9 protein-coding genes and 1 other annotated feature are annotated in these 12721 nt (G+C 58.4%); of the genes, 3 read left to right on the top strand and 6 right to left on the bottom strand.

What is annotated here, in order from left to right; all coding sequences use genetic code 11:
- Positions 1–8: 8 nt before the first annotated feature.
- Positions 9–1232: a Fic family protein gene (locus ACHEXL_RS00045; protein WP_416560049.1), complete on the bottom strand. Its 1224-nt coding sequence runs from the start codon at positions 1230–1232 to the stop codon at positions 9–11.
- Positions 1233–1305: 73 nt separating this feature from the next.
- Positions 1306–1944, bottom strand: coding sequence for a 3'-5' exonuclease (locus ACHEXL_RS00040; protein ID WP_416560048.1), 639 nt, complete (start codon positions 1942–1944; stop codon positions 1306–1308).
- Between the two features lie 101 nt (positions 1945–2045).
- Here ACHEXL_RS00040 and ACHEXL_RS00035 point away from each other — a divergent pair, with 101 nt between their 5' ends.
- From ACHEXL_RS00035 to ACHEXL_RS00025, 3 genes are all read left to right on the top strand, one after another.
- Complete coding sequence (locus ACHEXL_RS00035; protein WP_416560047.1) at positions 2046–3224, top strand: ATP-binding protein; 1179 nt, start codon at positions 2046–2048, stop codon at positions 3222–3224.
- Between the two features lie 23 nt (positions 3225–3247).
- On the top strand, positions 3248–3955 hold the full coding sequence (locus ACHEXL_RS00030; RefSeq protein WP_416560046.1) for a metallophosphoesterase family protein: 708 nt from the start codon (positions 3248–3250) through the stop codon (positions 3953–3955).
- 619 nt (positions 3956–4574) lie between these two features.
- A protein-coding gene (locus ACHEXL_RS00025; protein ID WP_416558777.1) for an IS3 family transposase occupies positions 4575–5812 on the top strand; the annotation gives its coding sequence in 2 pieces (ribosomal slippage) (positions 4575–4866 and positions 4866–5812; 1239 coding nt in all).
- Positions 4856–4972: a sequence feature (AL1L pseudoknot), on the top strand. Its footprint overlaps the gene before it by 117 nt.
- Here ACHEXL_RS00025 and ACHEXL_RS00020 read toward each other — a convergent pair.
- The 4 genes from ACHEXL_RS00020 to dnaA all read right to left on the bottom strand — a co-directional run bounded on the left by ACHEXL_RS00020 (position 5809) and on the right by dnaA (position 12721).
- Positions 5809–7065: a hypothetical protein gene (locus ACHEXL_RS00020; RefSeq protein WP_416560045.1), complete on the bottom strand. Its 1257-nt coding sequence runs from the start codon at positions 7063–7065 to the stop codon at positions 5809–5811. The genes ACHEXL_RS00025 and ACHEXL_RS00020 overlap by 4 nt on opposite strands.
- A gap of 322 nt (positions 7066–7387) precedes the next feature.
- Positions 7388–9991 (bottom strand): DNA topoisomerase (ATP-hydrolyzing) subunit B, encoded by a 2604-nt coding sequence (gene gyrB / locus ACHEXL_RS00015; RefSeq protein ID WP_416560044.1) that lies wholly within the window; start codon positions 9989–9991, stop codon positions 7388–7390.
- An 83-nt stretch (positions 9992–10074) separates the two neighbouring features.
- On the bottom strand, positions 10075–11184 hold the full coding sequence (gene dnaN, locus ACHEXL_RS00010) for a DNA polymerase III subunit beta (RefSeq protein ID WP_416560043.1): 1110 nt from the start codon (positions 11182–11184) through the stop codon (positions 10075–10077).
- A gap of 136 nt (positions 11185–11320) precedes the next feature.
- Positions 11321–12721, bottom strand: coding sequence for a chromosomal replication initiator protein DnaA (gene dnaA / locus ACHEXL_RS00005; protein WP_416560042.1), 1401 nt, complete (start codon positions 12719–12721; stop codon positions 11321–11323).

Here is a 12721-nt window from a genome sequence, read left to right as displayed (position 1 = left end):
GGGCGCTTTCAGCCCTGCGCCTCGGCCTCCGGCCACAAACTAGGAAAGTAAAAGCGCAACGCGTGCTGCGGCACGCCCAGGCGCAGCTTGCCGTGAGGCGAATCGCTTTCCAGCAAACCCCTTTTGAGCAATGCCGACACCTGCGCCGTGGCCAAGCGTTCGCCCAAACCCAGCATGGCTTTGAAGTCGGCCCGGTCCAGCTCGGCCTGCGACGCAAACAGGTAATGCAGCGCCCGCAAAGCTTCGGCGCGCACGCCTTGCTTGACCACGTTTTCTTCGTAGGCCAAACACGCCGCCATGCGGTCCTTCATGCCATCAAGCGACAGCAAGCCGGACATGAAGTCAACTTGGTCGATGCACACGCCCAACACGTAATCGATCCAGCGAATCAAACCCGACTCGGTCAGATTGCCCCGGCCATCCAGATCTCCCGCCCGGGGTTCATCGGCTGCTGACAAGTTGGCGTAATAAGCTTCGTGCGTACGAGCAAATCCCCGCAAAGGCGACCACAAACCGTTGGTCAAGCCCATATGGCCCAACACCAAATGGCTGTGCAGCCGCACCACACGCCCGTTGCCGTCTGCAAAAGGGTGAATCCAGGCCAGCCGCTGGTGCGCCGCCGCCATGGCCACCAGTTGCAGCTCGCCTCGGCGCAAGCCCGAATACACAGAAGACCAACGGGCTAAAAAAGCTGGCAAAGCCGCCGCAGCGGGCGCGGCATGCCGCCCCACACTCACCTCGCGTTCACGCAGTGCACCGGGCTGCAAGGTTTGCGGGCCAGAGGGTGATTCAAGCTGGCGATCGGCTTCGGGCAAGCGGGCGAACAAATCCTGGTGGATGTCGCACACGGTCTGCACCGACCAGACTTGGGCACTGTCCCACGCAGGCCACCGCGCCTCCAATTGCGACTCGGTCGCCATGTGGGCCAGTGCCATGCGTTGGCGGCGGGCCTTGTCGGCGTCCTGGGCGTAATCGTTGCGCAGAGCTTGCTCGATCTCCAGCGGCAAGGTGTGCTGCCCCTCGATCTTGTTGGAGTAATACGAGTTCATGGCCCGCAACGATGAGCGCAGCCCCGGCAGCGCCCCGCTCGGGCACCAGCCCGACAAACGGTCTGCCTTGCGGATCAGGTCATGCGAACGCTCCAGAAGGGGTCCCATGCGGTGCTCAGCGGGCAGCAAGGGCTCCATCTGGGCCGGATGGTCATACAGCTGAAATTTTTGCGACTTTGACATATGGCGCAAGTCTATGTCATGTATAGATATTTACCAAATCATGCAGGAAATTTTGCGACTTTAAATGCGACTTTTAATTAGACTTGAAATGCGCTTTTATTGACCCCTGCGCCCGCTGCTTCAAATAGTGCCCAACCATGTGGCGGCTGGTGCGTTGCAGGCCCATGAGCAAGGCGTGGTCGGCCTGGGTACAGCCGTAGCGGGTTTTCAGGTCGTGCTGCATCTGCGCCAGCAAATGCGCGGCCATCTCGGCATCGGCCAGGGCCCGGTGGGCCCGGCCTGACGATGGCAAATGGTGCATCGCCGCCAGCGTGCCCAGCTTGTGGTTGGGCGCTTGCGGGTACAGGCGTCGCGACAGCAGCAAAGTGCAGGCAAAGGCGTGCGAACCGTCTTGCCCGCAACGCGCCAGTTCGGCCTGCCAGAACTTTTTGTCAAAGGCCGCGTTGTGCGCCACCATGGGCCGCCCGCCCACAAAGCGGGCCGCCTCGCGCATCACCTGCTCGGCCGGAGGTGCGGCCTGCACCATCTCGTTGGTGATGCCCGTGAGCTGGGTGATGAAACTGTTCACCCGCACCCCGGCGTTCATCAGGCTTTGGTAACGGTCCACCACCTGCCCGCCTTCGAGCATGACGATGGCCACCTCGGTGGCGCGGTCGCCCATATTGGGAGAGATGCCCGTGGTTTCGAAGTCGATGATGGCGATGGGGGTCATGGGTAGAAATACAGGTGTTTGGGTCAATGCTAGCGTGTCTCACGCCATCGCCAAAATAAATTTACCCCGAAAATCAAACACTTGATGTATGATTTACGGGAATGATTAATCGACAAATCGCTTCTATTCTCCACCAAAGGCTCAGCTCCGGCGTGCCCGCCGCGGTATTGCTCGGGCCTCGTCAGGTGGGAAAAACCACGCTTGCGCGTCAACTTGCGGCCGATTGGCCCCAGGGCGCGGTTTACCTGGATCTAGAACTTCCCTCAGACCGCCGCCGCTTGGAAGACCCCGAAACATATTTGAGGGCACAAGCCCCCAAACTCGTCGTCATCGATGAAATCCACCGCGTGCCAGAACTTTTTGCCGTCCTTCGCGGGCTCATTGACGAAAGGCGTGCAGCTGGTCAGCGTTACGGCCATTTTTTGCTCTTAGGCTCGGCCGCTATGGAACTGATGCAGCAATCTTCCGAAACCCTGGCCGGTCGAGTGGCCTATCTGGACATGCATGCCATCAACTTGAGCGAAGCCATCCCCGCAGGCCTGACTGAATCTGTTTTGTGGAACCGGGGCGGCTTTCCAGACAGTTTGCTGGCGCAAGACGATGCACACAGCATGTCGTGGCGGCAAGACTTCATTCGCTCTTATTTAGAACGTGACGTGCCCATGTTTGCCCCCCGGATGCCCGCCGAAACACTGGGCCGCCTGTGGACCATGCTGGCGCACCAACAAGGCAGCCAAATCAATCAAGCGCAATTGGCAGCCAGCCTTGGTGTCAGTGCACCGACCGTAGGCCGCTACATCGACCTGCTCACCGACCTTCACTTGGTGCGCCGACTTCAACCCTGGTTTGCCAATGTGGGCAAGCGCTTGGTCAAGACGCCCAAAGTGTTTGTGCGTGACAGCGGCTTGGTACATGCTTTGCTGGGCCTGAAAAACGAAAACGACGTGCTGGGTCACCCCGTTGCAGGAGCCAGCTACGAGGGCTTTGTGTTGGAAACACTGATCACGCAAGCAGGCCCATCGCTCAAACCCTACTTTTATCGCACCCACGATGGTGCAGAAATTGACCTGCTGTTTGAACGCGGCGGGCAACCCGACATCGCGATCGAGGTCAAACGATCCAGTGCGCCATCCCCCGAGCGAGGGTTCAAACAAGCGTGTGACGATCTGGGCATCACCCAGCGCTACGTGGTCTACCCGGGTAACGAGCGTTTCAGCCTGCGACAAGGCGCACAAGCCATTGGCTTGCAAGGCATGCTCGAATTGCTCAACCCCACCTGAACCACAAGGCACGGACTTCGGCCATGCACCCCGGCCCCATCCTCTTCTGCGGCGACCCGCACGGCCAGTGGCAGCACATCATCGATGCCGCCCTGCAAACCCACGCCCGCGCCGTGATCTTGCTGGGCGACCTGGAGCCGGCCCGGCCGCTGCACATTGAGCTGGAAGCCATTTGGGAGCGCGTCTGGTTCATCCACGGCAACCACGACACCGACCACGCGGACAACTTTGGCAACGTCTGGCACGACGATGTGAGCGAGCGCAACCTGCACGGCCGTGTGGTCACGCTGCCCTGCGGCACGCGCATCGCCGGGCTGGGCGGTGTGTTTCGCGGTGCGGTGTGGTACCCCAAAGACGCACAAGCACCCAAGTTTCGCAACCGCGAAGCGCACGCCCGCGTCACCCCGCGCGAAGACCGCTGGGAAGGCAGCGTACACCTCAAGCACTGGTCCACCATCTACCCCGACGAGGTGGAACAACTGGCCACGCTGCAAGCCAACATCCTCATCACCCACGAAGCGCCCGGCTACCACGAGCACGGCTTCAAAGCGCTGGACACACTGGCCCGCCGCATGGGCGTGCGCATGACGGTGCACGGCCACCAGCACGACTGCATTGACAGCAGTGCGCATTGGGACTCGCAAGGCTTTCAGAGCTTTGGGGTGGGCTTACGCGGCGTGATGGCGTGGGCTGCAGCAACCGTTTCACCTCGGTTTTTACCGCTTGGATGAGTGCCTCGGATACTTGATTCCCAAGGGATCACGCTCCACTATGGTTTGCGTGATAGCCAAGCAGCTCTGGCAAGTACGTTCACAAGCCCATCTGCTCCTGATTGCGCATCCATTTATCGCGGCCATGAAAAGAAGAAACCCACAAGTTTTACGGGTTGTGGGTTCGAGTTTTACGGCTTATGGGTTTGTCTACTACCTGTAGGCGTAGGCATAAGTTGAGATAAAGGTCCTTTATAAATCAACCGCTTAGCGTGCTTTGACATGCATAAGCTGAGACGACAGCACTCATAAGATGAGAAATTCCTACTGGCGCGCAACAGCCGACTGCTTGTGCAATTCCTCTGGAACTGCTGCTCTCCCATGCATACAGATGGCGTGAGCCTAGAAGCGCGCCCCGATCCAAATAGCCACTCCATGCTGGTTGCACTCTGGATCATCACTGAAACCGACAGGTTGGTATCTGACTCCTGCCGTGTCCAGTGCTTTCATCAATCGCTGCTTATCGGGGGTCTCGGGCCCACTTACCTCTACGCCGATAGTGCTGTTCGACATTCCGCCAAACCATGTGATGAATCGCCCCGGGTTTTGAGGAGGCTCCACACTTTGAGAAGATGGAGCCATGAGCAAGAAATCGAACCGTTTTTCACCCGAAGTGCGCGAACGCGCTGTCCGCATGGTGCTCGAGCACCGTGGCGAGTACCCATCCCTTTGGGCCACCATTGAGTCCATTGCCCCCAAGATCGGGTGTGTGCCGCAAACCCTCAACGACTGGGTTCGCCAGCACGAGGTTGACGAAGGCATGCGCGATGGCGTCAGCTCTGATGAGCGCGCCCGCATCAAAGACCTCGAACGCGAAGTCAAGGAACTGCGCAAAGCCAACGAAATCCTCAAACTGGCGAGCGCTTTTTTTGCCCAGGCGGAGCTCGACCGCCGACTCAAGTCTTAAGGGACTTTGTTGATCAAAACCGTCACGCCTACGGGGTCGAGCCGATTTGCAACGTGCTGCAAATCGCCCCTTCTGGCTACAGGTGCCATGCTGCCCGCCAACGCAAGCCCGAGCTGCTTTGCGCCCGGACCAAACGCGATGAAGCCCTGATCCCGCAAATCCAAGCCGTCTGGCAGGCCAATATGCAGGTCTACGGCGCAGACAAGGTCTGGCACCAGATGAATCGTGAAGGAACCAAGGTGGCGCGCTGCACGGTCGAGCGGCTCATGAAGCGCATGGGATTGCACGGCGTTCGCCGGGGCAAGGTCGTGCAAACCACCGTCTCGGACAAAGCCGCGCCATGCCCGCTGGACCGGGTCAATCGCCAGTTCAAAGCAGAGCGTCCAAACCAACTGTGGGTGTCGGACTTCACCTATGTCAGCACCTGGCAGGGCTGGCAATACGTGGCCTTTGTGATCGACGTGTTTGCACGGCGCATCGTGGGCTGGCGGGTGAGCAGTTCGATGCGTACTGACTTTGTGTTGGATGCCCTGGAGCAAGCCTTGTTCGACAGACAACCTGAACGCTCAGATGCATTGATACATCACTCGGACAGGGGGTCTCAATATGTTTCCATTCTCTACACCGAACGCCTGGCCCAAGCTGGGATAGAGCCATCGGTGGGCAGCCGTGGCGACAGCTACGACAACGCGCTGGCCGAGACGATCAATGGGCTGTACAAGGCCGAATTGATACACCGCCGTGCACCCTGGAAAACCAAGGAGGCACTGGAACTGGCAACCCTGGAATGGGTGGCTTGGTTCAACCACCACCGACTGCTGAGCTCGATTGGGTATATTCCACCGGCTGAAGCTGAGGTGAACTACTACCGGCAGCTAGCCGGGAAGCACGAGACCGAGGTCTCAACTTAAACCAACTGGCCTCCACGAAACCCGGGGCGATTCACAGTCCCTGTGCCTGTAATTTGCTCTAAGGCCGAGGGAAAAGTCTCAGTGGCCTCTATGTCTTCAATGATGGCATTGACGGCGTTTGCAATTCCTATGCTTCTCTTTCGCAGGATGAGCATGGGGTCGCGATACAAGCGTGGGGAATTACCTAGTCCAGTTTCTGGCGGTGATTCAAGGTACTCCCCCTTGGTCGGTGAGATCGTCTGCACAAAGGCGCGCAAAAATCCTGTTGTGTCATCCCATCCGAGTGGGTGATATCCGGCTTGATCGAGCTCATTGCTACGATTTCGAATTGCAGCGGCCATGATGTCGTGCAAGTCGACAAAAATGCTGCTGTAGAGCTCTGGCTCGCGATCAGTTTCTGCAATTACGAATTCGGGTACTTCGGGAGAAAAGCGAAGTTCAACCCTCTTGAGCAATATCGGGTGATCAATTTCGACAGGGACTGGCTCTCGGGTTGCGCCCTCCGATACCGCTCTCCATTGCAATCTGCCATCACCAACGACGAGCTCGAGATTTTCACCATCCTTTTCCAGCGTCACATAGAGGTCGTAGATCCTCTCGTAGAAAGCCATGGCTCTGCGGGCGGCGAGTTCTGGCTCCACCCAACCTGAGCGTTGCTCGAGCCAGCCTTGGTAGCTTGCGACTCGTTCTGGATCATCAGAAAACCTGATGGTTTCAGTAATCTCTCGGCGCTCATAAACCTCGGGAGCACTGCCTTCTTCTTCCCATCCATCCTTGAGCCAAGCCGCAATTGAAGTCGGCGGATTAACTGGCGAGTTATCGCCTAGTCGTCTTGACTCACTGAAATCACGGAGGTCCTGCACTCGTTGCGGGTCGTCCGTAAAGAGCACCTCTGTAACTACATTGAGACTTTGAGCTGTCGAAACAGACTTGGTTGGATCATCCCAGCCAGAAAGTAGCCACTTCTGCAAGGGTTGAGGCGGCGTCGGACATAGCGTTTGTAGTGGGCGCCGTACTCTGACAAGAAATTCCGGAGTTTCTTGTGTCTCTTCATCTACTCTGATCGGGCGCTGGATTTGCAGAGTGGGGTGTGAAGGCATCTCCGCAAAGCGGATGAACTTTTCCTGACTCTCGATATGCCGAATAGGGGTGTAGCGCAGCTGGTTCGCTTGCTTGAGGAACTGATAGAGCTGGCGGACTTTTGATTTTGTTAATTCGGTCACCGGTTGCTGTCTCAATTTACGGTTCAACATATCGACGCCATCACACAGCTGGCAGTCAGATTCCTAAAGCCAATACTACCCATCGATGATGGATTTAAGGATGGCCCAGAGGAACAATCCTCTTTTTTATCAACATTTTGGCAGGTACCGAGCCATTTTCATAACCCCGAAGCCATTACTTGGCAGTTGATGTCTGTCGCCATAAAAAAACAGGCCACACCTTTACGGGTGGCCTGTTTGATCGGGGACGAATCTCCGAGAGGGACATATGAGCCGGCGCCGGTAATCGCCGTCAGTTTCTCAACTTATGGCTGCCATTTCTCAGGTTATGCCTCGCTCTACACTACCAAAATCAAATATCGATGTTCCCCGCCCGCAACGCGTTGCTCTCGATGAAGTTACGACGTGGCTCAACCTCGTCGCCCATGAGCATGGTGAACACGCGGTCGGCTTCGATGGCGTCGTCGATCTGCACGCGCAGCAGGCGGCGCACGGTGGGGTCCATGGTGGTTTCCCACAGTTGGGCGGGGTTCATCTCGCCCAAGCCTTTGTAGCGCTGACGGCTGGTGGTGCGCTCGGCTTCGCTGATGAGCCAATGCATGGCCTGGCGGAAGTCGCTGACTTTTTCTTCTTTCTGGCGCTCGCCTTCACCGCGTGTGGCTTTGGCACCTTCGCTCAGCAGGCCGCGGAAAGTCTCGGCCGCTTCGGCCAGAGCGCCGTAGTCAGCGCCGTGCACAAAGTCTTGCGTGATGATGCTGCTCTTGATGTTGCCGTGGTGACGGCGGCTGATGCGCAGGATCGGCTTGTCGGTGCGCACGTCGAACTCGGCGGTCACTTCGGCCGGGATGCCCGTGGTGTTGAGTTCGCGCAGCTTGGCTTGCAGTGCGGGGGCGCATGCAGCGGCTTGCTCCATGGTGTCCAGGTTCAGCGACACGCCGTCGGCCATGGCACGCAGGGCTTCGGCGTCCATGAAGTTGGACAGGCGTGCAATGACCGACTCGGCCACTTGGTGTTTGCGGGCCAGTGCTTCCAGCGTTTCGCCAGTCAGCACTTGCGGCGCAGCGCCGCCCGTGGAGATGCTGGCGTCTTTGAGCGCGATGCGCAGCAAGAAGCCGTCGAGCGCAGGGCCGTCTTTGAGGTACAGCTCTTCTTTGCCTGCCTTGACTTTGTAGAGTGGCGGCTGGGCAATGTAGATGTGACCACGCTCCACCAGGTCGGGCATCTGGCGGTAGAAGAAGGTCAGCAGCAGGGTGCGGATGTGCGCGCCGTCCACATCGGCGTCGGTCATGATGATGATGCGGTGGTAGCGCAGTTTGTCGACGTTGAAGTCGTCGGTGCCGCTCTTGCCGGATTCGGCGCTGGCCTTGCCAATGCCGGTGCCAAGCGCCGTGATGAGCGTGACAATTTCGTTGCTGGTGAGCAGCTTTTCGTAGCGGGCTTTTTCGACGTTCAGGATCTTGCCGCGCAGGGGCAAGATGGCCTGGAATTTACGGTCGCGGCCTTGCTTGGCCGAGCCTCCGGCCGAATCTCCCTCGACGATGTAGATTTCGCAAAGGGCTGGGTCTTTTTCCTGGCAGTCGGCCAGTTTACCGGGCAGGCCCATGCCGTCGAGCACGCCTTTGCGGCGTGTCATTTCACGGGCTTTGCGGGCGGCTTCGCGGGCGCGGGCAGCTTCCACGATCTTGCCGCAGATGATCTTGGCGTCGTTGGGGCGCTCTTCCAAAAAGTCGGTCAGGGCTTTGGCCACGATGTCTTCCACCGGGGCACGCACTTCGCTGGAGACCAGCTTGTCTTTGGTCTGGCTGGAGAACTTGGGCTCGGGCACTTTCACGCTCAGCACACAGCACAGGCCTTCGCGCATGTCGTCGCCGCTGACTTCGACTTTTTGCTTTTTGGCGATCTCGTTTTTCTCGATGTACTTGGCAATCACGCGGGTCATCGCGGCACGCAGGCCCGTGAGGTGGGTGCCACCGTCACGCTGCGGGATGTTGTTGGTGAAGCACAGCACGTTCTCGTTGTAGCCGTCGTTCCACTGCATGGCCACTTCGACACCGATGCTGGTGCCGGGGATGCCGCCGTAGCTGTCGGCTGGGCGCTCGCCATTGGCGTGGAAGGCGTTAGGGTGCAACACTTTTTTGTTGGCGTTGATGAAGTCCACAAAGCCTTTGACGCCACCTGCGCCCGAGAAGTCGTCTTCTTTACCGCTGCGTTCGTCTTTCAGGCGAATGCGCACGCCGTTGTTGAGGAAGGACAGTTCACGCAAACGCTTGGCCAGAATTTCGTAATGGAAATCGGTGTTTTGCGTGAAGATTTCCACGTCGGGCAAGAAGTGCACTTCGGTGCCGCGCTTGTCGGTGGCACCCGTGACGCGCATGGGCGAGACTTCGACGCCGTCCACGATTTCGATCAAACGGTTTTGCACAAAGCCTTTGGCAAAGTCGATCTGATGGACTTTGCCTTCGCGGCGCACCGTCAGGCGCAGCCACTTGCTCAAAGCGTTCACGCACGACACGCCCACGCCGTGCAAACCGCCCGAGACCTTGTAGCTGTTCTGGTTGAACTTGCCGCCCGCGTGCAGTTCGGTCAAAGCAATCTCAGACGCACTGCGCTTAGGCTCGTGCTTGTCGTCCATCTTCACGCCCGTGGGGATGCCGCGGCCGTTGTCGGTCACGCTGATGGAGTTGTCACTGTGGATGGTGACGACGATGTCGTCGCAGTGGCCCGCCAGCGCTTCGTCGATCGAGTTGTCCACGACTTCAAAAACCAGGTGGTGCAAACCGGTGCCGTCAGAGGTATCACCGATGTACATGCCGGGGCGCTTGCGCACCGCTTCCAGGCCTTCCAGGATCTGGATGGAGCCTTCGCCGTAGCCTTCGGATGCGCCCGCTTGGTTGGCGTCGATCTTGGGTTGCGCAGTGGTGAAAGCTTCTTCGCTGGGGTTGATTTCGTCGGTCATGTTCAATTTTCTCTGTCGCTTGAATGGCCGAAACCCGCGAGGGGTCGCGGGTTTCGATAAGGTGGGCCTTGTGGGCTTTCGCCTTAAATGCGCATTGGCATCACCACATATTTGAAGTTGTCGTTCTCGGGGATCGTGATCAGCGCCGAGCTGTTGGCGTCGGCCAGATCGATGCGGACCATGTCTTGGCCCATGTTGCTGAGCACGTCGATGATGTAGGTGACGTTGAAGCCGATTTCGATGCTGTCGCCACCGTAGTCGATGTCGAGTTCGTCCACGGCCTCTTCTTGTTCTGCGTTGGTGGAAGCCACACGCAAGCTGCCGGGCTCCAGGTTCAGACGCACGCCTTTGAACTTGTCGCTGGTCAGGATGGCGGTGCGCTGCAAGCAAGACAGCAGCGCTTGACGGCCCAGGGTCAGGTTGTTGCTGTGGCCTTTGGGGATGACACGGTTGTAGTCGGGGAACTTACCCTCGACCAGCTTGGTCACAAACTCCATGCCGCCAAAGCTGAACTTGGCTTGGTTGTTGGCGAACTGCATCTCGATCGCGCCGTCGGCGTCCGACAGCAAGCGCTGCAGCTCCAGCACGGTTTTGCGCGGCAGGATGACTTCTTGTTTGGTGGGCACTTCCACGTCGAGCGTGGCGGCAGTAAAGGCCAGGCGGTGACCGTCGGTGGCAACCAGGCTCAGTCGGTTGCCTTCGGCCACAAACAAAATGCCGTTGAGGTAATAACGGATGTCGTGCACGGCCATGGCAAACGAGACCTGACCGAGCAATTGCTTGAGGGTTTTTTGCGGAACGCTGAACACGGGGCCGAAGCTGGCGGCTTCTTGCACCAGCGGGAAGTCTTCTGCGGGCAAGGTCTGCAAGGTGAACTTGGACTTGCCGCCCTTCAAGATCAGCTTGGCTTGCGACGATTCGAGGCTGACGGTCTGGTCAGCAGGCATGGTGCGCAGGATGTCGATCAGTTTGCGTGCGCCCACGGTGGTGGTGAAGTCGCCTGGGTCACCGTCCATCTCGGCGGTGGTACGGATCTGGATTTCGAGGTCGCTGGTGGTCAGCTGAACGGCGTGGCCGGTTTTACGGATCAGCACGTTGGCCAGCACGGGCAGGGTGTGGCGGCGCTCGACAATGCCGGACACGGATTGCAGGACCGACAGCAATTTGTCTTGGGTGGCCTTCAGGACGATCATTTGTCTACCTTTGGTGGTTCTTTTCAGGCGTCAGCCCAAGATGGGCTGGTGGATGCGAACAGGATACATTTTCGCCGTTTTTCGGCCGATTTTTTGCCCAAAACGCCTGTTTGGACATTCTTTTGCCGGGGGTTCATCAGCCCTTGAGCGTCTGTTCCAGCACGTGCAACTGCTGGTTCAACTCGGTCATTTGCTGGCGCTCGGCGTTGATTTTTCGCACAGCGTGCAGCACGGTGGTGTGGTCACGCCCGCCAAACAGCTCGCCGATCTCGGGCAGGCTCTTTTGGGTCATTTCCTTGGCCAGGTACATGGCAATCTGCCGCGGCCGGGCAATGCTGGCCGGGCGCTTCTTGCTGTACATGTCGGCGACCTTGATTTTGTAGTAGTCGGCCACCGTTTTCTGGATGTTCTCGACGCTAATCTGGCGGTTCTGGATCGACAGCAGGTCGCGCAAGGCGTCGCGGGCCAGCTGGATGGAAATTTCTTTCTGGTTAAAGCGCGAATAGGCCAGGATTTTGCGCAGCGCGCCTTCGAGCTCGCGCACGTTGGAACGCACGTTTTTGGCCACGAAAAACGCCACTTCCTCGGGCATTTCGCTGCCTTCGCTGATGGCCTTGTTAATCAGAATCGCCACCCGCATCTCCAGCTCGGGCGGCTCCATGGCCACCGTCAAGCCCGAGTCAAAACGCGAGACCAAGCGCTCATGGATATCGGCCAGACCCTTAGGGTAGGTGTCGCTGGTCATCACGATGTGTGACTTTTTGGCCAGCAAAGCCTCGAAGGCGTTGAAGAATTCTTCTTGCGTGCGGTCTTTGTTGGCAAAGAACTGGACATCGTCAATCAGCAGCAGATCGAGCGAGTGGTAATGCTGCTTGAACTCATCAAAAGTCTTGCGCTGGTAAGCCTTAACCACATCCGACACAAATTGTTCGGCATGGATGTAGAGAACCTTGGATTCCGGGCGGTCGGCCAGCAGTTTGTTGCCGATGGCGTGCATGAGGTGGGTCTTGCCCAGACCGACGCCGCCATAGATGAACAAGGGGTTGTACAAGTGCCCCGGCGAGCCCGACACATGCATGGCCGCAGCCCGCGCCATGCGGTTGGCGGTGCCTTCGACCAAGTTGTCAAAAGTCAGCGCGGTGTTAAGGCGACTGCGGAAGGTGTTGGCCGCAGGTTCTTCGGGCAACTCGATCGGCTCGGGGCCGTTTTCCATCGACGATGGCGTGGACTGACGAATAGGCTTGACGCCGCCATCACGCGGAGTAATCACTAACTCCAGTTGAACCGGATGGCCTTGGAGATTTTCCAGCAAGGCGGCCAGACGACCGGCGTATTGCGCCCGGATCCAGTCGAGTTTGAAGCGGTTAGCGACAAACAGGGTGAGGCGCTGCTGGTCTTCTGAGATCTGCGCGGTCAAGGGTTTGATCCAGGTGTTGAACTGCTGCTCGGGCAGCTCGCGGGACAGCTCATCCACGCACGCTTGCCACAAAGCCTGACCGGCATCTGTCTGAAATTCTGGGGTAAGTCCCTCGGACAT

Origin of the sequence: Limnohabitans sp. YIMB22184 (assembly GCF_048020265.1) — a bacterium.
In the GTDB taxonomy this organism is placed as follows: Bacteria; Pseudomonadota; Gammaproteobacteria; order Burkholderiales; family Burkholderiaceae_C; genus Limnohabitans_A.
Note: the sequence above shows the minus strand (reverse complement) of the source record. Positions and strands in the feature narration are given on the sequence as shown.

Coding starts and splice junctions, on each gene's coding strand:
- ACHEXL_RS00045 (WP_416560049.1), bottom strand. CDS start 1,232: ATGTCAAAGTCGCAAAAATTTCAGCTGTATGACCATCCGGCCCAGATG.
- ACHEXL_RS00040 (WP_416560048.1), bottom strand. CDS start 1,944: ATGACCCCCATCGCCATCATCGACTTCGAAACCACGGGCATCTCTCCC.
- ACHEXL_RS00035 (WP_416560047.1), top strand. CDS start 2,046: ATGATTAATCGACAAATCGCTTCTATTCTCCACCAAAGGCTCAGCTCC.
- ACHEXL_RS00030 (WP_416560046.1), top strand. CDS start 3,248: ATGCACCCCGGCCCCATCCTCTTCTGCGGCGACCCGCACGGCCAGTGG.
- ACHEXL_RS00020 (WP_416560045.1), bottom strand. CDS start 7,065: ATGTTGAACCGTAAATTGAGACAGCAACCGGTGACCGAATTAACAAAA.
- gyrB (WP_416560044.1), bottom strand. CDS start 9,991: ATGACCGACGAAATCAACCCCAGCGAAGAAGCTTTCACCACTGCGCAA.
- dnaN (WP_416560043.1), bottom strand. CDS start 11,184: ATGATCGTCCTGAAGGCCACCCAAGACAAATTGCTGTCGGTCCTGCAA.
- dnaA (WP_416560042.1), bottom strand. CDS start 12,721: ATGTCCGAGGGACTTACCCCAGAATTTCAGACAGATGCCGGTCAGGCT.